The sequence below is a fragment of the Psychrobacter sp. MES7-P7E genome (assembly GCF_002863645.1).
In the GTDB taxonomy this organism is placed as follows: Bacteria; Pseudomonadota; Gammaproteobacteria; order Pseudomonadales; family Moraxellaceae; genus Psychrobacter.
Genome location: NZ_PJBU01000113.1, coordinates 95669 through 118471, shown reverse-complemented (window position 1 = coordinate 118471; position 22803 = coordinate 95669). Strand labels below are relative to the sequence as shown.

Genomic DNA, 22803 nt, shown 5'->3' with positions numbered 1-22803 from the left:
GCACAGCTCTTTTTACCCTACCCTTTTTGTCATATAATAGCTGCCGATCTAAATATTTTTTTGAATTATTTTTACTAGCATATTTTATGTTGCAATCGTCTCGTTACCATTTATTATTGACGTAACTACTTACCGACTAATGAGCGACAATGGGTATTTATTGAAATGATGGTTGATAAACCGACTATGATGAGCAATATACCTACTATTAGTAATTAAGCATTATCAATACCGCGTGACCTTCAGTACTATATTGAACTACATTGAACATCGAGCCTTGTATCCGGTTTTGAACCGACACACAAACCTACCTTTTAAAAAGATACCTTCTATGACTGATAAAAGCACTGACACACCAAGCCAAGATTACAAAGACACGCTGAACCTTGCGGATACGCCATTTGCGATGCGCGCAAACCTTGCCAAGCGCGAGCCAGATTGGTTGGCTGCTTGGGAAGCGGATGACGTGTACGGTAAAATTCGTCAGGCGCGTGCTGGTGCAACCAAATATATTTTGCACGATGGCCCTCCATACGCCAACGGTCAGATTCACTTGGGTCACGCAGTCAATAAAGTACTAAAAGACATTATTGTAAAATCAAAAACCTTGTCAGGATTTGATGCGCCTTATGTCCCTGGTTGGGATTGTCATGGTCTGCCAATCGAACAAAAAGTCGAAGCCAAGGTCGGTAAAGTTGGTCAAAAAGTGTCTGCGACCGAATTCCGTGGTCTATGCCGCGAATATGCGAGTACTCAGATTGAACTGCAAAAAGCAGATTTCAAGCGTTTAGGTGTGTTTGGTGATTGGGACAACCCTTATCTGACCATGAACTTCCATCAAGAAGCCAACATCGTACGTGCGCTTGCCAAAATCTATGACAATGGTCATGTGACTCGCGGTATGAAGCCGGTCAACTGGTGCTTGGACTGTAGCTCTGCCCTAGCAGAAGCAGAAGTAGAATATCAAGACAAAGTCTCTGACGCGATCTATGTCAGTTTTGATGTACTTGGTACAGATAAAGTAGCTGCATTGGCTGAAATAGCGGGCAATATCGCTGCTGTTATTTGGACCACCACGCCATGGACACTACCTGCCAACCAAGCTATCTCAGTACATCCTGAGCATAACTATAGCGTGGTCGCTACTAAAAAAGGCAATCTGTTACTCGCAGCGGATCTTGTCGAAACTGCGTTAAGTGAGCTAAAACTAGAAAATAACGGCATCCTAGCAACTGTATCAGGCAGCGAGCTTGAAGGCCTACATGCCCAGCATCCACTAATTGCAGACCGTCAAGTGCCACTCATTTTGGGCGATCATGTAACTACTGATAGTGGTACTGGTCTGGTACATACTGCACCTGGTCACGGTTTAGACGATTATATCGTTGGTCTAAAATACAACTTACCAGTGGAAAACCCCGTAAGCGGTACGGGCGTTTATTTAGATAGCGCTGCAGTATTTGCAGGCGAGCACATCTATAAAGCCAATCCAAAAATCATTGCTGCACTACATGAAAATGGTCATCTAATCAGCCATACCAAAATTGAGCATAGCTATCCGCATTGCTGGCGTCATAAGTCGCCAATTATTTTCCGTGCTACGCCTCAGTGGTTTATCAACATGGAAACCAAAGGCTTACGTGCTCGCGCGCTTGCTGATATTCCTACAGTCAACTGGACGCCAGCGTGGGGACAAAACCGTATCGAATCAATGATGACGGGTCGTCCTGATTGGTGTATCTCGCGTCAGCGTACGTGGGGCGTGCCGATTACTTTCTTTACGCACAAAGAAACAGGGGAGCTGCATCCAAACACGCTTGAGCTGATGGAAACTGCAGCTCAAAAAATCAATGAAGGCGGCGTAGAAGCGTGGTTCGATGCTAGCTGTGAAGACTTCTTAGGTAGTGAAGCCGCTGACTATGACAAAGCAACGGACACATTGGACGTTTGGTTTGACTCAGGAACGACGCATTTTGCGGTACTGGATCAGCGTGATGAATTGACCAATCCAGCTGATATGTATCTAGAAGGTTCTGACCAACATCGCGGTTGGTTCCAGACGTCACTACTGACCTCAGAAGCCATGTATGAGCGCCCACCGTTTAAGCAAGTATTGACCCATGGTTTTGTGGTCGATGAAAACGGTCGCAAGATGAGTAAGTCACTTGGCAACATCATCACCCCGCAAGAAGAAATCAATAAAACAGGCGCGGACATGCTGCGTTTATGGATTGCATCGAGCGACTATCGTTATGAGATGAGCGCAGGTAAGACGGTCTTTAAAGGTGCGATCGATATGTATCGCCGTATCCGTAATACATTACGTTTCTTGCTTGCCAATACCGATGACTTCAATCCAGCGACTGATAGCATTGATATCAATGAATTGGTTAGCCTTGATAAATTCATCATTGAGCGCGCACAAACCGTACAAGCGCAAATCATTAGCGCTTACGATGCGATGGACTTTCACCAAGTCACGCAACACGTCACGGCGTTTTGCTCGCAAGACTTGGGTAGCTTCTATCTAGATATCATCAAGGATCGCCAATACACCACGCAGGCAGATGGTCAGCCTCGTCGCTCTGCGCAGACGGCTATCTACCATATCACTCATGCGCTGATTCGCTGGATTACACCAATCCTGTCATTCACGGCGCAAGAGGCTTGGGAAGTATTGAATCAACGTGATGCTGATAAGGGCGGCTATGTGTTTACTCAAGAGTGGTATGAGTTCCCAGCGTTTGAGCTAAGCGCTATCAGCAACGATGACTGGCAGCGCATCATGTTCGCAAAAGACATGGTAAACAAACATATCGAGACTGCACGTGGCGAAAAAATCATCAATGCCAACTTGTCTGCCGACGTGAGTCTATATGCTGACGGTGCTATGTATGAGAGCTTAGCCAAGCTTGATGAAGAGCTACGCTTTGTATTGATTACTAGTAACGCTGCACTAAAGCCAATGAGCGAAGCGCCTGCTGATAGCATCGCACAGACAGAAGAAGCGACCGACACTAATACCGAAGAAGCTGTAGATTTAGTAGTCCAAGTAAGCGCGGCTACTGGTACTAAGTGCGTACGCTGCTGGCACATTCGTGATGACATCGGTACAGATAGCGCACACCCTGAACTATGCGCGCGCTGCGTGACCAACGTCAGTGGTGCTGGCGAGGTACGTCATTATGCCTAACCCAACGGATTCACCTGAAAGCCAGCATGACCAGCAGCCGCAGATTGAGATTGACCATTCGCCTAAGCCTGCTCATGCAACCACAGGCAGCTCGACTACGCCTAGAAGTCGCCTGACCAAGTCAACAAATAGGACACCAAAGCTGGTGGCAAATGGCAGTCGTGCTTTTGTATGGTATGTATTGGCATTGGTTGTTGTCATTATCGATCAGTGGACTAAATGGCTGGCAGAAACTAAGCTGACCTTTCATGATCCAGTGCCGGTGATTGAGCCATTTCTCAATTGGACATTGGCTTACAACTATGGCGCAGCTTTTAGCTTTTTGGCAGATGCTGGCGGTTGGCAGAAGTGGTTTTTTTCAGGACTGGCTTTACTCATGTCGCTGTTTCTAATCATTTATCTGATTAAAGCGCCTCGCAAAGCCACGCTGTTATCTTTTGGCCTAGCCTTAGTATTGGGCGGTGCAGTTGGTAATTTAATCGACCGCTTACTACATGGTCATGTGATTGATTTTATCCATGTGCATTATGCTGATGTTTGGCATTATCCGATTTTTAATATCGCGGATATCGGTATATCTATCGGTGTACTATTGATTGTCATTGATATGCTGTTTTTGGAAAAGAAGCGTGAAATGCCACGGTAATAATTCTAAATACTATTATTAATATCGTTCAGCTTATAAATAAAAAGGTGGGTTACGCAGTCGTAATCCACCTTTTTTATTTACTATTTCTGACGATTGAATATGTATGCTAATTTGACCTATCTGCACAATTTCTATTCATGCACCCAAATACCAGCCTCACCGACAAAGTAAGTATGAGTATCTGCTACCTCAATGTTATATACCGTCATAGTAAGAGAACCTTCGCCCTCTTCCCAATCTATAGTATCAGGATCTTTCCATTCGCCTTGGCGGAAGCCAAAGAACTCAGCATGTTCACGTTCGTCTTCAGGTGTTTGTTCTAATAGGCGTTGCTCCCACTCCTCATCATGCTCATATAACTTGTCTGTCACTGCTTGATAAGTGACGCTATTCTGAAGCTCCTCGCCTGTTGTTAAATCAATTAGACTGCCATATTGAGCAGGAACGTCTTCATCGAATTTTGGTACGAAACCAATATTGGATCTATCCGTTCTATAAATTTGTCTTAATGATGTAGTGTCATAGGGATTATTGCCAGACTCAGCCGAATATTTAATCAAGTCTTTGTTAATTAAAATATCTTGAGATTTTACCTCCTTCGCTTGAGTCCACTTTGAGCCTTCAGTCCATAGCGGGTGGTTTTTTGTTATCAATAATCGAGTTGAGGGTTGATCATCGACTAACCTCTGAAGTTCAATTTGTTCCTTCATTGGTAATGAAGAATCAATTGCAATCGATAATTCTAACAAATTCACCAACACGCTTTGAGTAACCATAGTATTCGTTACTGCTTTATAAACTAGCTCACCTAAGCCATCAGCTGCCTTAGACAACACTTTATCGCCAATTTTTAGTTGTTCTATTGGTACTAAACCTTTTTCAGTATGTACTAATGTGCCACCAACGAAGCCTGACGTATTCATAATCACATTATCCATATGTGTGTCTTAGTTCTCATTTATAGCAACTCTGATAATAAATCAGTCACAGTCTCTAAGCCGCCACCTGCTAATAAAAATAGCAACCCTGCCATATTCACAACGACGGTCAAATAATAAGTCACTCGAAACTCAGACTTTTGTGATTTGTGACGTAAATACGTTTGGGCGAGCAATGCTCCTACCCAACCGCCAAGCGCGCTTAGTATATGTAATGTAGACTCAGGCGTACGCCAGTCGCCACTTTGCGCAGCAGCTTTGTCTTTGGCATACATACCATAAGTAATAATCCCTAGCACGACGTACCAGCCGAACACTAGCCAGCTCAATTTATCTGTCGCTGCTAATAAAGCTAAAACACCATAAAAAGCCAGTCCAAGGAACGAGCGTTTCTTTTGGCCCGCTTCAAACTCTGCCTGATGGCTCCGTTTCTGATTGCGCTGACGGATCTGCTGATTTTTTTGTGCCATTTTTTGCTGCACAAACCCAAGCTCTTGTACTTGCGTGGCTCGCTTGCGTCCCTCCGCATCCTGTCCAATGCTAAAGACCACTACCTCACCGATATCAGGACGGCGCTTAGCCTTAAACTCACTCACATGAAAGAAAACAGACTCGCCTGCTTCAGTTTCAATAAAGCCAAACCCTTTATCGTCCTGCCATTTTTTGACAGTGCCTTGTTGTTTATTCACTACCGACACCTCATATCTTTTAGAATTGCCAATTATAGTACACCATCTGCGTTACATTATTGACGCTTACATCTGGTCTTAGATGGCTTATTATTTCTTACACTATAATACTGCAATTAAAAACACTTTAATCAAACTCATTATTTTCTATTCTAGCAACCGATGGCTTTTTATTATGACTCAATCTCAATTTATTAACCCAAACGAAGACACTCGTATCGCTCATGGTAGCCTTGTGAAGTTGCACTTTGAAGTTTCACTAGAGAACGGCACCATCATCGACTCAACCTTTAATCGTGATGCACCTGTGTCTTTGACCATTGGTGATGAGAGCTTGTTACCTGGTTTTGAGCAAGTACTGATGAATCTACGCGCCGGTGATACCCGTACCGCACACCTTGAGCCAGAGCAAGCTTTTGGTGAGTGGAATCCTGAAAACATCCAACATTTTAGCCGTACTCAGTTTGCGCTAGTCGCTGACAATCCAGAAATCGGCATGATGGTTGAGTTCGAAGATAAAGGTAAAAACACGCTGCCCGGTACGATTAGCGCCATCGATGAAGACCAAGTCGAAGTAGACTTTAACCACCCATTGGCAGGACAAGACGTATTATTCAAAGTGAAAATCTTTAAAGTCACACCACCCGGTGTCACTGGTATCAAATTGATGTAAACATCAATAAATACAACTCATCTAAAAATAAATATTGATAAAAAACAGTTAAAAGGGAGACTTATATGCAGTATCAAACGTTACCGCAACTCGATGAAAAAGTATCTAAAATCTGTCTAGGCACGATGACATGGGGACAGCAAAATACAGAAGTTCAAGCACATGAGCAAATGGACATGGCACTCAGTGAAGGTGTGAACTTTTGGGATACTGCCGAGATGTACCCGTCACCGCCAGATAAAGACAAACAAGGTGATACCGAGCGCTTTATGGGCACTTGGTTTAACAAGACCAAACAGCGTGACAAAGTCATTCTCGCTAGTAAAATATCGCCAATGAACTTTTTGCGTGATGGACAAACGCGCTTTAACGCCGAGCATATTAGTAGCGCTATCGATGGTAATTTGGAACGTCTACAAACAGACTATATCGATATCTATCAGCTGCATTGGCCAGAGCGTCAGGCGAATTTTTTTGGTCAGCGCGGCTATGATGAAGAGATGGCAGCACAGTCATTAGACGATTTAACCCCGTTTTTAGAGACCATTCAGGCCTTAAATGATGAGATCAAAAAAGGTCGTATTCGTGCTTATGGTTTATCGAATGATACCGCGTGGGGACTCATGCGTTATCTATGGGAAGCAGATAAAAACGGCCTAATTCCACCACTTACCGTGCAAAACCCATATAGCCTATTGAACCGTTTATACGAAGTCGGTATGGCTGAGATTGCCCATCGTGAAAACGTTGGTCTACTGGCGTATTCTCCGCTTGGTTTTGGTGTATTGTCTGGTAAATATCTTGATGGTAAACGTCCAACTGGTGCGCGTCTGACTATGTATGATCGTTTCGGTCGTTATGTGAATGAGCAAGCCAAATCAGCCACTGAGCAATATGCCAAGATAGCTGCTGATGCAGGTCTGGACATGGCGCAGATGTCATTGGCTTTTGTAAACTCTCGTCACTTTGTCACCAGCAACATCATTGGAGCGACGACGACCGAGCAACTCAAATCAAACATCGATAGTGTCAATGTGGAGCTAACAGCAGATGTATTAGAAGCGATTGAAGCGGTGCATACACAGCAACCTAATCCATCACCATAGTTGGTATTTTATAGAGACTGGATGTTAATAGAGCCTGCTGGATAAATAATATTAAGTTCGCTCTATTAAATCTCCTATAAGAAAGGGCGCAAATCGTTTCGATTTGCGCCCTTTTATTAACTGGCTGAGATTAGCTGCACTAGTTCAACTCTAACTAGCTCAACTCTAAGTAATCAGTCTTCAACTGGTGCGCTAAGGACTCTTGAGTGCAGCTCAGCCAACCCTTCATTCATGCGTGCTTGCAATAAATTGGTCAGCTCGCTTTTGTTACGACCCTCTGGATCTATAGGCGCGAGTGGCAATACATAAGCGGTCACGTTTTTGCTATCGAGCACTTTTTTCATACTTTCTTTCATCGTCAGCTTACCATAGTATGGCAATGCGTCGCTTAGTGTGCCGTCTTTATTGACATAAGCGATGATGATCGGTCTGATAGGCACATCAGCATCTATCGCTGACTGGAGCAATGTCCCATGAATACGCTTGATTTTTTTGCCACTGGTGGTGGTCGCCTCAGGGAAGAAAATAATCGAAAAACCTTTGGCTAAAAAGTCAGCAATCTGTACCGATACTGAGCTTGCATCACCGGAGCCACGCTCGATGAAAAGCGTCCCTGCGGCATGGGCAAGTTTGCCAAACACAGGCCATTCACCGATTTCAGCCTTAGATAAAAAGAACGCTGGGCTCACAGTACCAACGACAGGAATATCCATCCATGACACGTGATTCGATACCCATAAGCCATGGAACTGCTCTACAGGTTCCACTTCTACCACTTTTACCCCAAAAGAGCCTGCCATCTTGCGGCAGAATGTCTGGATATAGCGTGGTAGGGTTTCGCGTGGTGGCTGCTTAAAGGCACCGATACGCTTCGCCGCGCGTATGCCGCCGACCATAGTCGTGGTCATACCAGCAACCTGTCTACCTCGGCTCAACTGTCGTCTGAGTGAAAAGCTTGATTTAGCTTGGCTCATCTTCGCCCTCATGATTAAATAACGGGTGTTTAATAGTCAAAAAACGAGCCCAGTATAACAAAGTTCGCACACTCAGTGATAGCTTGTTCACTCAGTGAGTGCCGACTTTTATACAAACGGGTAATAAAGCAGATTTATAAAAAATTATCCGCAGCAAACGCTGTAACATAAAACCATCGCTAATTATGCTAATACGCTTTAATATCAAGTGATAAGACCATATATAGATAATCATATGAACGCTACGTCAAAGCTTATTGAGCTGATTATAGCGAGACATTTACTTTATTAAATAGGTGATACTCTTTGGATTATTTTGAAAGACATGAAGGTGGCGAACGCGCCATTTTAGTACATTTAGACATCCGCCAAATTCAAGATCCTGATGATCTTAGTGAATTTGAGCTGTTGGCTGATTCAGCAGGAGCCGATCGTTTGGCATTAGTTACTGGATCACGCTCGCGCCCTGACGCCAAATACTTCGTTGGTAGCGGAAAAGCAGAAGAAATCGCAGAACTAGTGCGCGAACACGAAGCAGATATCGTACTGTTTAACCACAGCCTGTCGCCATCACAAGAGCGTAATATCGAAGCGCTAGTGAAGTGCCGCGTGTTGGATCGTACTGGTTTAATTTTGGATATTTTTGCGCAGCGTGCCCGTACCTACGAAGGTAAGCTGCAAGTAGAGCTGGCTCAGCTTAACCATCTATCAACACGTCTGGTACGTGGTTGGACGCATTTGGAACGTCAAAAAGGTGGTATTGGTCTGCGTGGACCTGGTGAGACCCAGCTTGAGACCGATCGTCGTCTACTACAGACGCGAGTCAATCAGCTAAAGAGCAAACTAGAAAAAGTCCGTCAGACCCGTGCGCAAGGTCGTGCCCGTCGCCAAAAATCAGACGTACCGACCATCTCACTGGTCGGCTATACCAATGCGGGCAAATCTACTTTGTTCAACCGTTTGGTCGATGAAAACATCTACGCTGCTGACAAACTATTTGCGACGCTAGACCCTACTCTACGCCGTCTGGACTGGCAGGGAGTTGGTCGTGTCGTCTTGGTCGATACGGTTGGTTTTGTCCGTCATCTGCCGCATGAGCTGGTTGAGTCTTTTCATGCAACCCTAGAAGAAACGCTAGAAGCAGATTTGTTATTGCACGTCATTGACTCCTCTAGCGAAGACATGCACGAGCAGATTCAGGCGGTCAAAGAGGTATTGGCAGAAATCGATAACGATGTACCTGTGCTCAATGTCTACAACAAGATTGATTTGACTGATGAGCCTGCACATATCGGCTATGCTAGCGAAGGTCAGCCAAACCGCGTCTATGTTTCTTCTAGACAGAATCTCGGTATGGAAGAGCTAACGCTTGCCGTACAGCAACTGTTGACAGGTAAACTGACGACGTTTGATTTGACCTTGCCGTATGATGCTGGACAGTTCAAAAACACTCTATATGAATTAGGTGTTATTGAAGAAGAAAGCTATGACGATACGGGTCGTGAATGTCTGACGATTCGTTTGCCAAGTGACCGTCTAAGACAGCTACTGGGTCAAGCTAACTTGAAACCTATCGATGTGTTGCCGCTTGCACAAGCAACACTACTGATGCCGGTACTCGAAGAGTTTGAAAAAGTTGATGACGTTGAAGAGCCGACTATGACAGAGGCTGAGGAAAAAGCATTTGATGAGTTTGATGCATTACACTCAGAAAAAGCTGATTCAGAAAAATAATGATCATTTCTGCAAAATAAGAACTATTGTTAAAGTGAGTCATTTGCGACAGTAGTTGAATGAACGTTTGATTCATACTGTTAGCCCACAGACCCTTATATAGTACGTTAAAATAGAATAGACGATATCCATTGATATCGTCTATTTTTTTTAGATATGACCAGTCACGGTGCATAGGCTTTATTAGTTGCCCCACTCTCTATATAATCGCCTGTTATACATTCAACAAATATTGATAGATAGCGCTAATCTCTCGAAAGTGAATCATTGCTACCATCAGTATGCATAGCATCATTTTTTACGTTGTGTTCTTGGTGTGATCACATACTTTGTTTGGTACACCATCCATTTATATCTGACTTGGCCAGAATTGCTTATGAAGTCTGCTCACTCTCCCCATCTCCCACTATGGCTTGCGTTAATTCTAACGTTGACCATGGTTATCGTTGTCCGAGAAACAGCGGTTGTTCTCTGTCAAATGGCAGGCATCGAAAAAGCGGCCAATATTGTCGGTTTGGTTGCGATGTTTGTTATTTTGATGGCGTGGCGATTGCTCAAGGGATTACCGATCTGGCTCACACAGGCCAGTAATACTTTACTAGTCGATAGTGGGTTTGCCTTCTTACCCGTTTCTGCTGGTGCAGGCTTGTTGCTATTTGCTCTAGGAGATGAGCTATTGGGTGTGATGATAACGATGATCGTTAGTACGCTCATACCGCTGTGGGGACTAGCATTATTGGCCAATCGTTGGCTCAATCACGCTGCAAACACTGATAGTACGACTACCACTGAGCAAAAGGGACAGCCGTGAGCTGCGGAGAAATATTATGACTTTTGACAGCGTGTTTATGGCAACCCTAGCCGCAATATTATTGACATTAGCAGCACACGTAATTGCACGTGTATTGGCACGTAAATTATCATGGCTACCGATGGTCATTACCGCACTTGTCCTAGTACTTGTTTTCCTATTTTTACTGCAGTGGGATTACAACAACTATTACAGCGCGGCAAAACCTGTATTTGATCATCTGTTGGGATATGTGACAGTACTCTTGGCTGTGCCATTGGCGGCGATGAATTTTAAAGGCTTACCAGTCAAAAAACTCACTCTAATTGTCGCTATTGCTAGTGTCGTTGGCGCATTATTGCCTATGTCACTGGCCTATTTATTTTCGCTCAGTCATGAGACCCTATTGGCTTTCGCTACCCGTTCTGTTACGACGCCTATTGGCTTGAGTGTCGCAGATTTAATCAAAGCACCACTGGCAATGGCTAACCTAATTATCATCGTCTCAGGTCTGATAGGTGGTACGGTCGCTCGCTTTTTGTTCCGCGGTATCAATGACGACCGTGCTAAAGGTCTAGCACTGGGGTTAGCGGCTCACGCGTTTGGTACAGTAGAAGCTTGGCAAATCAGTCATACAGCAGGACGTTATGCTGCATTTGGTTTGGCAGTGAACGGGTTGGTTACCGCGGTTTGGGTGCCTATTTTTATCAGTGCTATCGGTATCTAGTCATCACTGAAAGCCTACCTAAACTACTCTTATATTTTTAAAAACCTAACCATTAATAGGCTTATCTACTGTTAATGTCAGATTGAAAATCACCTCGATTATTCAAATGTCATTATTATTTCTTAAAACATTGAGACACTTTATTTGTCTAAATTTATCAACTCAAAAAACCTACTACAAATGGCTCATTAAATCACTTAGAAAAGTTAGCATATTGATTTATCTAAGGTTATTTAATAATAAAAATCTGATTTTACAACTTAGTTTGTCAATCTGATGCGTCAAAAAGTTATTATATGTTATAGTAAGCAACTATTATTTTTTGTATCTATTGCAAGTGGTTCCTTATTGAAAGTAATAATTGCTCAGCTGCTGCTCTCACAGTGGGCTAAATAATTCTGCAAAATCAGTAACCGCTTAAGCGCCTAAATCAACGCATATGTAGGCAAAATAATTTGCTGTTATTCGATAAAAAGTGATTTTACTATGATAAATACGGCTACTTTGATGACTCGCTGCTTATCTCCCCTTTTACTAAGTGCCATTGCTCTTTCGACCTTTTCTGTCGCTGCCAATGCAGGCAACATGTATATCTACAAAGACAAAGGTGGACAAGTGCTGTTGACCAACGTCAATCCTAGTGGAAATTTTGATAAGTTCACGAAAAAAGTAAAAGTAACTTATTATAAAGACTCTAAGATGTATGACGGAAGCAGCGATAGCTATGGTAGCAGTGCCGCTAGCAACAGTGGAAGTCGCAACTCTTACGACAGCTACATTCGTGCGTCCGCTGAGCGCAACGGTGTGGACCCTGCCCTAATGAAAGCGATGATGCATACTGAATCAGCTTTCAATCCAAATGCACGTTCACCAGTAGGCGCACAAGGTCTGATGCAGTTGATGCCAGCAACTGCGCGCCGCTTCAATGTGAGCAACCCTTGGAACCCTGCAGATAATATCGAAGGATCAGCCAAATATATCGCGTGGCTCATGCGCCGCTTCAATAACAATGTCGAACATGCTGTCGCAGGCTACAATGCGGGCGAAGGCAATGTCGATAAATATGGTGGCATCCCTCCATTCAAAGAAACACGTAACTATGTTCAAAGAGTAATGAGCCGTTATCATAGCTTGTATAAGAACGATGCAGGGCTTTTTGGTGCAAGTATCAGTGCTAACAATCAAACCAGTAGCACCAGTACCAATAATGGCTTACAAAATGTCAGTTATGGCACTAGCAGCAATGTGAATAGTGCCAGCTATGCCAACTCAGCCTATGCTGCTTTACGCTAAGCCAGTTATCTAAAAGTCAGACATAAAAAAGCCCATTAACGAATTAATGGGCTTTTTTATGTCTGGATGCTTTATATCGTGATGCTTTATATCTTGATGCATTAAGAGTAATAAAGCCAAACTGTGAGCTACAATCAAGGACTCACAGCCTGATCCAACACTATTTGGTACTTACTTGTTAGCAGCCTGAGTTGCAGCAACTTCAGCAGCGAAGTCTTCTTGCTTCTTCTCGATGCCTTCACCAACTTCTAGACGTTTGAAGCCAAGTACTTTTACGCCTTCAGCTTTTAGGACTTCACCAACTTTTTTGTCGTTGTCCATAACGTATGGCTGACGTAGTAAAGTTACTTCGTCTAGGTACTTACGTAGGCCACCTTCGATCATTTTTTCAACGATGTTGTCAGGCTTGCCAGACTCACGAGCTTTTGCTTCGATAATGTCTTTTTCGCGTGCCAATACATCAGCAGCAACATCTTCGTCATCTACAGCAACAGGGTTGAATGCAGCGATATGCATAGCAAGGTTTTTACCAGTGTCAGCGTCGCCACCTTCAAAAGATACAACTACACCGATACGTAGACCATGACGGTATGCAGCAATGTTAGCACCTTCAAGGGTTTCAACACGGCGAATCTGGATGTTTTCACCGATTTTCTGTACTAGAGATACACGTGCTTCTTCAACAGTCTGACCTTCGCCATAAGACAATTCAGAGATAGCAGCAACGTCAGTTACGTTGTTTTCTAGTGCAAGGTTAGCAACTTTTTCTGCAAATGCAGTGAAGCTGTCATCTTTTGCAACGAAATCAGTCTGGCAGTTAACTTCTAACAAGAATGCTTTGTTCTCGCCTTGAGCGATGATGATAGCGCCGTCAGCTGCGATGTTACCCGCTTTTTTAGCTGCTTTAGCTTGACCAGATTTACGTAGGTTATCAATGGCAACTTCAACATCACCGTTTGATTCTTCTAACGCTTTTTTACATTCCATCATGCCAAGACCAGTACGGTCACGCAATTCTTTTACCATTTTGGCAGATACTTTTACTTCTGTCATAAGAGTCACCTTAGTATAGTTATGTATAGGAGTGCTGTATTTCTAAATGCTGTATTTCTATTCGATATCTTCGTATTACTTAAAATCTAGCAGACAGCTCGTTTTGAACGATTACTAATATAGCCATCAATGATGTCAAATAAATAACATCTCTACAATATAGCGATATGACCAGTAGGAGCGATAATACTCGCCCAATAGCTACTCGCTTATACGCATGGCATTATTAATAAGGCTTTATTCAATAACAAGGCATGACGAGTAAAACTACATCATGCCTATTATGAGCTTATACGCTGTTCAAAACATTATATGGATGCTGATAGATACACTATCAAGACATCCTTACAAAGTTAAACTTTTTAAGTCAGCTACTTATTCTGCTGGAGTTGCAGCAGCTTCTTCTGCAGCTGGCGCTTCTTCAGTTGCAGCAGGTGCTTGCTCAGCTTTACCACCAGCTTGAGTTTGTGCGTATTCTTTACCAGCGATGATAGCATCAGCCATAGAAGTTACGTACAAAGTCACAGCACGGATAGCATCATCGTTAGCTGGGATGATGTAGTCAACGTTGTCTGGGCTAGAGTTAGTATCAACGATACCGATAACTGGGATACCCAAGTTCTTGGCTTCTTTAATAGCGATAGCTTCGTGATCTACGTCTACTACGAAGATAGCGTCAGGTAGGCCGCCCATGTCTTTGATACCACCTAGTGAACGCTCAAGTTTTTCCATATCGCGAGTACGCTCTAGCGCTTCACGCTTAGTTAGCTTAGCGAAAGTACCGTCTTCTGCTTGCTTTTCTAGCTCTTTTAGACGGTTGATTGACTGGCGTAGAGTTTTCCAGTTAGTCAACATACCACCTAACCAGCGATGGTCAACGTATGGCATGCCAGCGCGAGCTGCTTGCTCACGTACGATACCGCTTGCAGCGCGTTTAGTACCAACAAATAATACTTTGTTTTTCTTAGCAGCTAGGCCGTTTACGTAAGTCAACGCTTCGTTGAACGCTTTTACGGTGTGCTCTAAGTTGATGATATGGATTTTGTTACGTGCGCCAAAGATGTATGGACCCATTTTTGGGTTCCAAAAACGTGTTTGGTGACCAAAGTGAGCGCCTGCTTGTAGTAAGTCGCGCATTTCGATTTTGGTTGGATTCTTTGTAGCCATGAGAATATATCCTATTGGTTGGGTTATGCCTCCACATCACAAAAACAGCCTATTTAGCGACACGCATCTGCTACCAGTTAGTTTTCATTAGTAATGCACTAACAGATCACAAATTAATCAAGTCGCCAAACACCCAGCAATTTTTTGCCATGATGTGTGTGTCATTGGTTGGTTTAAAAAAGAAGCTATCGCTAGATTGAAGCAAATGCCCAAATCTAAACTATAAAGTGAATTATAAAAAATAGCTGCGCTGTATTTTATCACATAACGTCTTAGAATCTCCAGCAGTTTATTCGTAGCGTATCAATAAGATAAAAACAAACTATGGCGATAATAAAACAAAAAAAGCGACACATTTGCATCGCTTTTTTCATGATTGTCTTTTTAACAGCTATTTTTCAAGCAGGGTTACCGCCGTCACTCTTTTATAGTTATCACTCGTTTACAGAGTGATTGACTATAACTTATGCAATGCAAATACCAATGACCGCCTTGTAACCACGCCACGTAAATGGTGTGATGTAGCTTTGACGGTCTTTAGGTAAATAAGACACGCTTGGCGCACTCTCTACAATGTGCGGCGGAGAGATAATAAACTCTGAACCAAACTCTGTACGAGCGTTACCTGAGATTGTATTGGCCATTTCACCCAACAAATCTTTCATCATCGTGATTGAAGAGTCAGGCTCGCCCATCACTTTGATGACTTCTCGCAACATCACGCTTGGTGCACTGACATAGACGCAGCCTTCCAAAGGCCCTGATATCTTAATGACACCGCTATAATCAAAGCCAATCGCGCTTTTGTTGTTGTTCAAGTAAGGGGTATCAATTGACACTTCCGAGCCATCGATTTGCGCAAAAAACGCATTGATCGAGCTTAGAAACACACCCAATTTTTCTACTTTAACCATAATATATTAATATCCATCTGTATTACGTAGCAGCATTAGTCTTGCAAGCAAACCACAATCTCGCCTACTTGAGAATGCCAAGTGATGGGGATGATAAAAGAACGCTCATCGTTCGGCAATACAATACTTTGCGGCGCACCTTTGAACACAAATGGTACAGAGATATGAAACTCTGAGCCAAACTCTTTGCGTGCATTGCCTGCGATGGTATTGGCCACTTCCCCAGCCAGATCTACATAGTTCTCTTCACTTTTATCGGTTTCGCCCATGCTGTCTAATATTGAAGACAGCAAGTCACGCGTCGCCGAAAAATACACCACGCCTTTTTGGCCACCAGATATACCAATCACGCCCGTATAATCGTGGACTTTTGGCTGTTTGTTTTCTAGTAAGTAAGGAGTATCAGCAATAAGCTCTTCTCCACCAAACTGGTCAAAATAATTACTAATAATACTTAAAAAAATCTGTAGCTTTTGCTCTTTCATAATGACATCTGCTTTGGTCGATGAATGGTATTAGTCTTGTATCAGCTCATACAAAGACTCTACAAGCTTCTCTTCCGAAAAAGGCTTGCACAAAAATCCGCTAGCACCTAACGACAGTGCTTCAATGCCGGTGGCTTTATCCGATAACGCTGATACCACTAAAATGCGTACTTCAGGATAAATCGCGATGATTTTTTCAATACACTCTAGCCCATCCATTTGTGGCATGGTTAGGTCCATAGTGATCACATCAGGACGATGGACATTGAACTTTTCGATGGCTTGAACACCGCTGGTCGCTGTCGCAACCAACATGAACTTTCCTGAATCGTATGCGCGCTGAATACGGTTTCTAATAATATTTGAATCATCAACAATCATTAACTTATGCATAACTTATCTACTACCTTTAATGAAATGCTTGTCGTCCCTGACAATATAATTACTATTTTGATTAAGCTTTAGGTAAAGTAATGACAAACCGCGTCATCTGACCCAGCTCGCTATTTACGTTAAGTTTGCCATCATACTCTTTTACTTTTGCTTTAATGATATCAAGTCCAACACCGCGACCACCATCTTCATCTGCGTGCTCTTTGGTAGAGAATCCAGAAGAGAACAGCTGTTTGAGCAAGTCACCTTTGCTAAGCTGATTTGCCTCTTCCGTACCGAAACGACCTTCTTCAATCAGCTTATTACGGATGCTGTCGTAGTTGATGCCTTGTCCGTCGTCTTGCACAACCAACATAAAGTTTGAACCGTTGTCCTGTACTTCCAAATCAATGGTCCCAATGTCAGTTTTGCCAGTAGCATGACGCACACTTGGCGACTCGATACCATGGACTACCGCATTACGCAGCAACTGAATACTGATTTCTTTGATTGGCTTTGCAAGATGCGCCGGAATGCTGGTTTGGGTCAGCGTCGTACTTTTTAGCTGTACTCGCTTGCCTTGTCTGGCAGCAATCTCTTTTGTAAACTCATTGTAAAAAGACAATAAATCGTCATCTGCTTCATTGTCTAAGTCGATATCTAGCCCACCATCGAAGTCAGCATTGCTAGCTGCATGGTCTGCTACTGGACTTTGAGTAGCGACTGGTGCTTGTACGGTTGACGACTTAGCTGCTGTCGGTGCTGAGCGGTTGATACGCTCACCCAATGTCGCAATTGTATTCGATAAGCTAAGCAAATCATCCAAATGTACCGCCAATGGTAAGAAGTCATTACCAGACAACTGACCTTGGTTTTGCAATGCATGCAACTTGTCTTCAGCATCAGAAGCAATCTTCGTAAAGCTGTGTAGTTTTAGTGCTGATGCTTCACCTTTTAAGCTATGCATTTCACGATAAATAGCTTTTAATTTACCTTCAAGCTCATATTGTGAGCTACCAGGATTTTTTAAGATATTATTCATCTTCTCGATATGTGCTTGGGTATTACCAATAAACTCATTAATAATCTTTGGATTCACATTCAAGATAGTCGTTAACATCTCAATCTGCATATCGTTTTGCGAACGCTCTTTTTCTAGGCGCTGTTCTAAGTAGACTGCATCTGATACATCGTTCACGTTGACCAAGATACGGGCAATGTCTTTATTGTCATAAACACGTGAGAATTTAAAATCCAAGAAGCGATTATCAAGACTCTTGTCGTCAGATAAGTTATGCAGCATGACCTTGTTTAACGGGTTAAGTGAATCTACCAGCTTTTCTTTAACGCGAGGGTTATAGAGCTGTTCAATGAATTGCTGGGTGGTCTTGAGGTCTTTATCAGAGATACGGCCACGCAAAACATTGGTAAAGTTTTCCCCTGCCAAGCTATCAGAACCGATGATATTGTTCAGCGCTCGAGAATGCTGTTGACCAATATTCAAGTCTTTATCCAGTAGGAAAAGACCTGTATTTACCGTTTCCATAATCTCTTGCGTTTCTTGGCGAGCGGCAAGTGCTTCAGCATCCGTCTCACGTAGACGACGTACAAAGAAGAATACGAAGATTAGGAAGTAGGTAAAGATAGCGGCAACACCAAGCACCTGAATAAGACGAATGGTAGTTGCTTGACGTTGTGCACTATCGAACACGTCTTTTGTCAAATTATCCAAAGAATCGTTAATAAACAAACTTGATGTTTTCGCCTGTTCAACGGCCTGCGTCAATTCATCAGCAGACGTTACCATGATATTATCAGCATCTTTTAGATATGTTTGAATCTTAGGCTCTAGCGCTTTCCATTGCTCATTGGCCGCAGCAATATTGGTTTGTGCTTGACTATCAATTTTTGGCAAGTCATAGCTATTACCTTCTGCATCTGTGATTGTACTGCCTTGCTCAATAGCAGCAATCGAGCTAGTGATTAGCGCAGTATTTTGTTCTAAACGGCTTAGCACTCGTTGTATGTGTGGAGAGTTAGTATCCTCACCATAACTACTGTCTAAATCGAAAAGATCTTTAATTACTGCCTGTGCACTGTTTGCCACTTGGTTAGTTTGGTCAATTAAAGCCGTGTTTCGTTCTAATAAGTTTGAGGTATAAAACGTGAACGCTAGCAAAGCACCGATTAGAGATAAAAATAGTGCAATTGAAATAATCAGACCTTGATAGCGCTTATTGTCGACATTAGGTACGGTTGCCATCTTCAGAATTCCTTAGTTCAATTGCTTAGTATTGGTGTCAGAGTCGCTCTTTTCAGCAGGGTCAGCTTCACCCAACCAGCGCGCCTCAATTTCTTTAAATGTCCCTTTTTCTTTTAGTTTGGCAATACCTTCATTAACCGTTTTGATAAGCTGAGTATTTTCTTTTGCCATGAGCACCACTTGTTGGGCTGAAGGTGCATCTGCAGCTTCATAGGGTACAATTTTCACTTTATGCTCAGGATAGCCTTTGACGATATATTGCAAGACTGGCATATCGTACAAGAAGACATCCGTATTACCTTGAACCAAATCCTGATACGCCAAAAATGCTGTAGATCTCGAAATTAGCTCCACTGAACTACCCATCTCTTTTAGTGTGTCTTCTTCTTTAGAGCCTTCTAACGTACCTGCTTTTAGACCTTTTATATCGTTTAAGCCTTTTATATCGAACTTACCTTCCAAATACATGATAGTAGCTGGGTTGAAAAAGTATGGTGTTGATAGACCATATCTCACTGCCCGATCGTCTTTGTAAGAAATACCAGAAATCGCTAGATCACGCTTTCCTGTTTCGACGCTATCGAACATGTCTTGCCAAGTTTCCTTATAAAACTCGACTTTGAACCCCTGCTCTTCACCAATAGCACGAATTGAATCAACATCAGTGCCCTGCATATTGCCATAGTCATCTTGGAACGAAAAAGGCGGCAAATCACCAGTCATGGCAACTTTCAATGTTGGCGCTGTATCAGGTAGCTTACTCACAAAGCTATCTGTATTTTCCTTTACTGGGGCGCTTGCATTTTCTTGAGTAGCAGAATTACCACAGCCAAATAGGCCCACACTCAATAAAATCGGTAACGCTCGATATAACTGCTTCATAATCTATCCTTGAAACCTAACGTTGTTTTACATTTTAATTAATTGACATTCTAGCAAGGTTAAGCAATGTCTATACATATTAACTTACAGAAAGTTACGCTAGATAGTACTTGCCTAATTTCATGATTGCAATAATTATGTTTGGTCATTATTTAGAGTTAGTTATATATAAAAAATACAGCATATAATTCGGAACAACTTATGTTTACTAAAGTCTGATAACCGTTGCTACTTAAAGTCTCTATAAGACTTGATCCTTAACTGAATAATTATTCAACACAAAAAAAGCACTTATACGCTGTGAACGTATGAGTGCTTCTCAAAATACAGTTAACTTAAAATAGAGATGCTTTTACTCTGCATCGTCCAAATTTAGATTACGATCAATCTTCCAAATCAGGAAAGAACCGAAACTCATTAGTGAGAACAGAGCAATACCGACCTTGAGGACTGGATTGACTGGAAACAGGTTCAATAATAACCCGCCAAAGATACCGACTGAAAACATTAGCGAACCTTGTAGTGCACTTGCCATACCAGCACGGCGTTTCTGAAAAGCGAGCGCAATTGCAGAAGCATTAGGCTGAGTCAGACCCAGTCCTGCGATACAAAAGAAAATACAAGCCAGCACCAGTGGCAACCAAGCATCCGTCCCTAAAAGTAAGCCAGTCACAAATAGCACGCCCGCGGAGATAACCTGCATCATTGCCCCAAATCGCAAAATACTTAGTATTCGAAAGCGGTTGGTAAGCCATTGGTTCAACTGAGTCAAACCGACAAAACCCGCCGCATTCATTCCGAACAACCAAGCGAAATGTGTCGCTGAGACGCCATAAGTATCCATGATTAGCTCTGAAGCGGAGCTGATATAGACAAACATCGCTCCCATTAACAACCCGCCACCAATTGCTGGATAGTTAAAAGTCGGGTCTTTTAATAAATCCCAATATTGACTGAGCACTTCTCTTGCAGGGCGTACGTTGCGATTTTCTTCTGTCAAAGTTTCAAAAAAGAAAAACTTAGTAAGTAGCAAGTTTAGAGCGCCAAATGCAGCTAAGAACCAAAAGATAGAGTGCCAATCAAAAAACTGTAAGAATAGCGCGCCAAGCGATGGTGCCAATATGGGTGCTAAGCCCATCACTAAAATCATGATGGAAAAAGCTTTTGCCGTTTGTTTGGCAGTGAGACGATCTCGAATCGCAGCGCGAGTAACTACTGCACCGACACATGCGCCCAATGCTTGTAAAGTACGGCCTGCAAAAAGCACGTACTCATTGTCAGTGGTCGCACAAAGGATAGAAGCGATAACGTATAACGTCATACCTATATATAAGGGTTTGACACGGCCAACACGATCACTGAAGGGTCCGTAAAATAGTTGCCCAAATACCAAACCTAAAAAGTATGCAGGGACAGAGTTGGCCATAAAGGCCGTTGAAACACCGAAATCATCGGCCATCGATGGTAGCGCTGGCAGATACATATCAATGGATAATGGGCCCACCGCAACCATCAGCCCAAGCATCATAATCCATGCAACAGGCAAATCAGCAGAGCGCACTCGTTCAGAAGCGATAGGTTTGTTTGGAAGGGAGGGTTTTGAAGCAGACATATTTAGACCGTTTTATATAGTGGCTATTATTTTTGATATTTTATTTTTCGACGTTTAATTGCTTGTACAAGTTATTAATTAGGCTCTTCTCGTTTTACTGGCTTATCCAGTAATCAAAATAGATACCTTTAACAACAATAGTGCATCTTTACCCACATCGGTGCAAGCAGACAATGCTATATCGTGCTATCTGCTTGCATTTCAATGGCTATAAGATAATGGCGAAACAACCGTTAACAATTAAAAATCGTCAAAATAATTTATCAAAATATGTCTGGTTTTCTTAGGTAGCAATTTCTTTTATTAGAATGAATCAAACGAAAATAACACTAGAAAATTTACTGATAGCAAAAATTTAGCGGAATTGACGTTTGCCAAATAAGGTGCTGGCCTGCTTTGCTTTTCTAAGAGCAAGCTTACGATTGCGACCAAGCATCATTTTAAGCTGCCATGCTTTTTCTTTATATAAAGTCTTAGCAGGTTGATCGTACATCGCATTTATCACGCGTTTGCTTGCTAGAACCGCATCAGGAGAGCGCTCTGCAAACTCGGCAGCAAGCTTTTGTGCCTGTTCAAGAGGTGCTTCACTACAATGGCTAATCAAGCCTAATTCTTTGCCTTCATTAGCATCGATGATACGAGCGCTCATGGCGAGCTCTTTTAAAGTGTCTTCTCTTAGAACTCCAAATGCCGATTGGGTCAGTCCCATATCTGGCACTAACCCCCATTTAGCTTCCATAATAGATAGTTGACAGTCAGGATGGCTGATACGTATGTCACAAGCCAACGCCAACTGCAACCCAGCGCCGATACAATACCCTTCCAATACTGCTATGACAGGTACTGGTAGATCACGCCATACCAAGCACACCCGTTGGAACGCACTTTGCCATGGCTTAATCAACTCCCAAAGCGCAAATGCTGTATTCTTTGGATGATTTAAGTCCCCTAAGTCGATCCCTGCACAAAACGTCCCCTCTGCCCCATTTAGAATGACCGCGCGTATGGTTCTGTCTTTGCTAATACGACCTGCCAGCTTAATCAGCTCATTGATTACCTGAAAACTCATGGCATTTTTTTTATGTGGACGATTTAAGGTAACCGTCAGTATGTTGTCTGTAATACTAACTTGTAAGGTCTCATACTGGTAACTTGCAATCGCGTTCATAACAATCCTTATTAATGAATAAAATAAATATGGTGCTGATATTCACAATATTAGCAGGCTTGTCTTTGTTGTACCGTAGTAATAACTGACTGCCACGATACTATAGTCAGTTTCATATACA

The 22803-nt window shown here is 42.7% G+C and carries 20 protein-coding genes; 8 read left to right on the top strand and 12 right to left on the bottom strand.

Annotation, left to right across the window (positions count from 1 at the left end; translation table 11 throughout):
• The first annotated feature begins 331 nt into the window (after window positions 1–331).
• Window positions 332–3193, top strand: a complete 2862-nt coding sequence (ileS, locus tag CXF62_RS12515) for an isoleucine--tRNA ligase (protein WP_102094611.1) — start codon at window positions 332–334, stop codon at window positions 3191–3193.
• Window positions 3186–3839, top strand: coding sequence for a signal peptidase II (gene lspA / locus CXF62_RS12510; RefSeq protein ID WP_102094610.1), 654 nt, complete (start codon window positions 3186–3188; stop codon window positions 3837–3839). Before ileS ends, lspA begins: the two co-directional genes overlap by 8 nt.
• Window positions 3840–3973: 134 nt before the next feature.
• Here lspA and CXF62_RS12505 read toward each other — a convergent pair whose 3' ends face one another.
• Both CXF62_RS12505 and CXF62_RS12500 read right to left on the bottom strand, forming a co-directional pair.
• The gene (locus CXF62_RS12505) at window positions 3974–4780 is read right to left on the bottom strand and encodes a Hint domain-containing protein (protein ID WP_227543694.1); all 807 of its coding nucleotides are present in this window, start codon (window positions 4778–4780) and stop codon (window positions 3974–3976) included.
• 20 nt (window positions 4781–4800) lie between these two features.
• Window positions 4801–5469 carry a DUF1294 domain-containing protein gene (locus tag CXF62_RS12500; RefSeq protein ID WP_228153237.1) on the bottom strand — a complete coding sequence of 223 codons (669 nt, stop codon included), beginning with the start codon at window positions 5467–5469 and terminating at the stop codon, window positions 4801–4803.
• 175 nt (window positions 5470–5644) lie between these two features.
• Here CXF62_RS12500 and CXF62_RS12495 point away from each other — a divergent pair, with 175 nt between their 5' ends.
• Both CXF62_RS12495 and CXF62_RS12490 read left to right on the top strand, forming a co-directional pair.
• Window positions 5645–6142 (top strand): FKBP-type peptidyl-prolyl cis-trans isomerase, encoded by a 498-nt coding sequence (locus tag CXF62_RS12495; RefSeq protein WP_057758447.1) that lies wholly within the window; start codon window positions 5645–5647, stop codon window positions 6140–6142.
• Window positions 6143–6207: 65 nt separating this feature from the next.
• Complete coding sequence (locus CXF62_RS12490; protein ID WP_102094608.1) at window positions 6208–7248, top strand: aldo/keto reductase; 1041 nt, start codon at window positions 6208–6210, stop codon at window positions 7246–7248.
• Between the two features lie 173 nt (window positions 7249–7421).
• On the opposite strand, the gene CXF62_RS12485 is transcribed toward CXF62_RS12490, so the two are convergent.
• Entirely contained in the window at window positions 7422–8222 is an 801-nt protein-coding gene (locus tag CXF62_RS12485) for a lysophospholipid acyltransferase family protein (RefSeq protein ID WP_102094607.1), read from the bottom strand.
• Between the two features lie 306 nt (window positions 8223–8528).
• Between CXF62_RS12485 and hflX the strand changes: the two genes are divergently transcribed.
• The 4 genes from hflX (at window position 8529) to CXF62_RS12465 (ending at window position 12766) form a co-directional block, all read left to right on the top strand.
• Entirely contained in the window at window positions 8529–9956 is a 1428-nt protein-coding gene (gene hflX / locus CXF62_RS12480; protein ID WP_102094606.1) for a ribosome rescue GTPase HflX, read from the top strand.
• A gap of 376 nt (window positions 9957–10332) precedes the next feature.
• On the top strand, window positions 10333–10767 hold the full coding sequence (locus tag CXF62_RS12475) for a CidA/LrgA family protein (RefSeq protein WP_102094605.1): 435 nt from the start codon (window positions 10333–10335) through the stop codon (window positions 10765–10767).
• 16 nt (window positions 10768–10783) lie between these two features.
• Window positions 10784–11473: an LrgB family protein gene (locus CXF62_RS12470; RefSeq protein WP_102094604.1), complete on the top strand. Its 690-nt coding sequence runs from the start codon at window positions 10784–10786 to the stop codon at window positions 11471–11473.
• Window positions 11474–11959: 486 nt separating this feature from the next.
• Window positions 11960–12766, top strand: coding sequence for a lytic transglycosylase domain-containing protein (locus tag CXF62_RS12465; RefSeq protein ID WP_102094603.1), 807 nt, complete (start codon window positions 11960–11962; stop codon window positions 12764–12766).
• A gap of 171 nt (window positions 12767–12937) precedes the next feature.
• Here CXF62_RS12465 and tsf read toward each other — a convergent pair whose 3' ends face one another.
• The 9 genes from tsf to CXF62_RS12420 all read right to left on the bottom strand — a co-directional run bounded on the left by tsf (window position 12938) and on the right by CXF62_RS12420 (window position 22682).
• Window positions 12938–13819 (bottom strand): translation elongation factor Ts, encoded by an 882-nt coding sequence (tsf, locus tag CXF62_RS12460; protein ID WP_057758434.1) that lies wholly within the window; start codon window positions 13817–13819, stop codon window positions 12938–12940.
• 375 nt (window positions 13820–14194) lie between these two features.
• Window positions 14195–14986, bottom strand: coding sequence for a 30S ribosomal protein S2 (gene rpsB / locus CXF62_RS12455; RefSeq protein WP_057758431.1), 792 nt, complete (start codon window positions 14984–14986; stop codon window positions 14195–14197).
• Window positions 14987–15450: 464 nt separating this feature from the next.
• Entirely contained in the window at window positions 15451–15900 is a 450-nt protein-coding gene (locus CXF62_RS12450; RefSeq protein WP_057758429.1) for a chemotaxis protein CheX, read from the bottom strand.
• Between the two features lie 35 nt (window positions 15901–15935).
• Entirely contained in the window at window positions 15936–16385 is a 450-nt protein-coding gene (locus tag CXF62_RS12445) for a chemotaxis protein CheX (RefSeq protein ID WP_057758427.1), read from the bottom strand.
• A gap of 30 nt (window positions 16386–16415) precedes the next feature.
• On the bottom strand, window positions 16416–16778 hold the full coding sequence (locus CXF62_RS12440; protein WP_102094602.1) for a response regulator: 363 nt from the start codon (window positions 16776–16778) through the stop codon (window positions 16416–16418).
• Between the two features lie 61 nt (window positions 16779–16839).
• Window positions 16840–19020, bottom strand: coding sequence for an ATP-binding protein (locus CXF62_RS12435; protein ID WP_102094601.1), 2181 nt, complete (start codon window positions 19018–19020; stop codon window positions 16840–16842).
• A gap of 12 nt (window positions 19021–19032) precedes the next feature.
• Window positions 19033–19902, bottom strand: coding sequence for a transporter substrate-binding domain-containing protein (locus CXF62_RS12430; RefSeq protein ID WP_102094600.1), 870 nt, complete (start codon window positions 19900–19902; stop codon window positions 19033–19035).
• Between the two features lie 352 nt (window positions 19903–20254).
• Window positions 20255–21514, bottom strand: a complete 1260-nt coding sequence (locus tag CXF62_RS12425; RefSeq protein WP_101204230.1) for a multidrug effflux MFS transporter — start codon at window positions 21512–21514, stop codon at window positions 20255–20257.
• 355 nt (window positions 21515–21869) lie between these two features.
• Window positions 21870–22682 (bottom strand): crotonase/enoyl-CoA hydratase family protein, encoded by an 813-nt coding sequence (locus tag CXF62_RS12420; RefSeq protein ID WP_102094599.1) that lies wholly within the window; start codon window positions 22680–22682, stop codon window positions 21870–21872.
• Window positions 22683–22803: the final 121 nt, after the last annotated feature.

Excerpts from the sequence above, each read along its gene's own strand:
- ileS (WP_102094611.1), top strand. The coding sequence starts at position 332 with ATGACTGATAAAAGCACTGACACACCAAGCCAAGATTACAAAGACACG.
- lspA (WP_102094610.1), top strand. The coding sequence starts at position 3,186 with ATGCCTAACCCAACGGATTCACCTGAAAGCCAGCATGACCAGCAGCCG.
- CXF62_RS12505 (WP_227543694.1), bottom strand. The coding sequence starts at position 4,780 with ATGGATAATGTGATTATGAATACGTCAGGCTTCGTTGGTGGCACATTA.
- CXF62_RS12495 (WP_057758447.1), top strand. The coding sequence starts at position 5,645 with ATGACTCAATCTCAATTTATTAACCCAAACGAAGACACTCGTATCGCT.
- CXF62_RS12490 (WP_102094608.1), top strand. The coding sequence starts at position 6,208 with ATGCAGTATCAAACGTTACCGCAACTCGATGAAAAAGTATCTAAAATC.
- CXF62_RS12485 (WP_102094607.1), bottom strand. The coding sequence starts at position 8,222 with ATGAGCCAAGCTAAATCAAGCTTTTCACTCAGACGACAGTTGAGCCGA.
- CXF62_RS12475 (WP_102094605.1), top strand. The coding sequence starts at position 10,333 with ATGAAGTCTGCTCACTCTCCCCATCTCCCACTATGGCTTGCGTTAATT.
- CXF62_RS12470 (WP_102094604.1), top strand. The coding sequence starts at position 10,784 with ATGACTTTTGACAGCGTGTTTATGGCAACCCTAGCCGCAATATTATTG.
- CXF62_RS12465 (WP_102094603.1), top strand. The coding sequence starts at position 11,960 with ATGATAAATACGGCTACTTTGATGACTCGCTGCTTATCTCCCCTTTTA.
- tsf (WP_057758434.1), bottom strand. The coding sequence starts at position 13,819 with ATGACAGAAGTAAAAGTATCTGCCAAAATGGTAAAAGAATTGCGTGAC.
- rpsB (WP_057758431.1), bottom strand. The coding sequence starts at position 14,986 with ATGGCTACAAAGAATCCAACCAAAATCGAAATGCGCGACTTACTACAA.
- CXF62_RS12450 (WP_057758429.1), bottom strand. The coding sequence starts at position 15,900 with ATGGTTAAAGTAGAAAAATTGGGTGTGTTTCTAAGCTCGATCAATGCG.
- CXF62_RS12445 (WP_057758427.1), bottom strand. The coding sequence starts at position 16,385 with ATGAAAGAGCAAAAGCTACAGATTTTTTTAAGTATTATTAGTAATTAT.
- CXF62_RS12440 (WP_102094602.1), bottom strand. The coding sequence starts at position 16,778 with ATGCATAAGTTAATGATTGTTGATGATTCAAATATTATTAGAAACCGT.
- CXF62_RS12435 (WP_102094601.1), bottom strand. The coding sequence starts at position 19,020 with ATGGCAACCGTACCTAATGTCGACAATAAGCGCTATCAAGGTCTGATT.
- CXF62_RS12430 (WP_102094600.1), bottom strand. The coding sequence starts at position 19,902 with ATGAAGCAGTTATATCGAGCGTTACCGATTTTATTGAGTGTGGGCCTA.
- CXF62_RS12425 (WP_101204230.1), bottom strand. The coding sequence starts at position 21,514 with ATGTCTGCTTCAAAACCCTCCCTTCCAAACAAACCTATCGCTTCTGAA.
- CXF62_RS12420 (WP_102094599.1), bottom strand. The coding sequence starts at position 22,682 with ATGAACGCGATTGCAAGTTACCAGTATGAGACCTTACAAGTTAGTATT.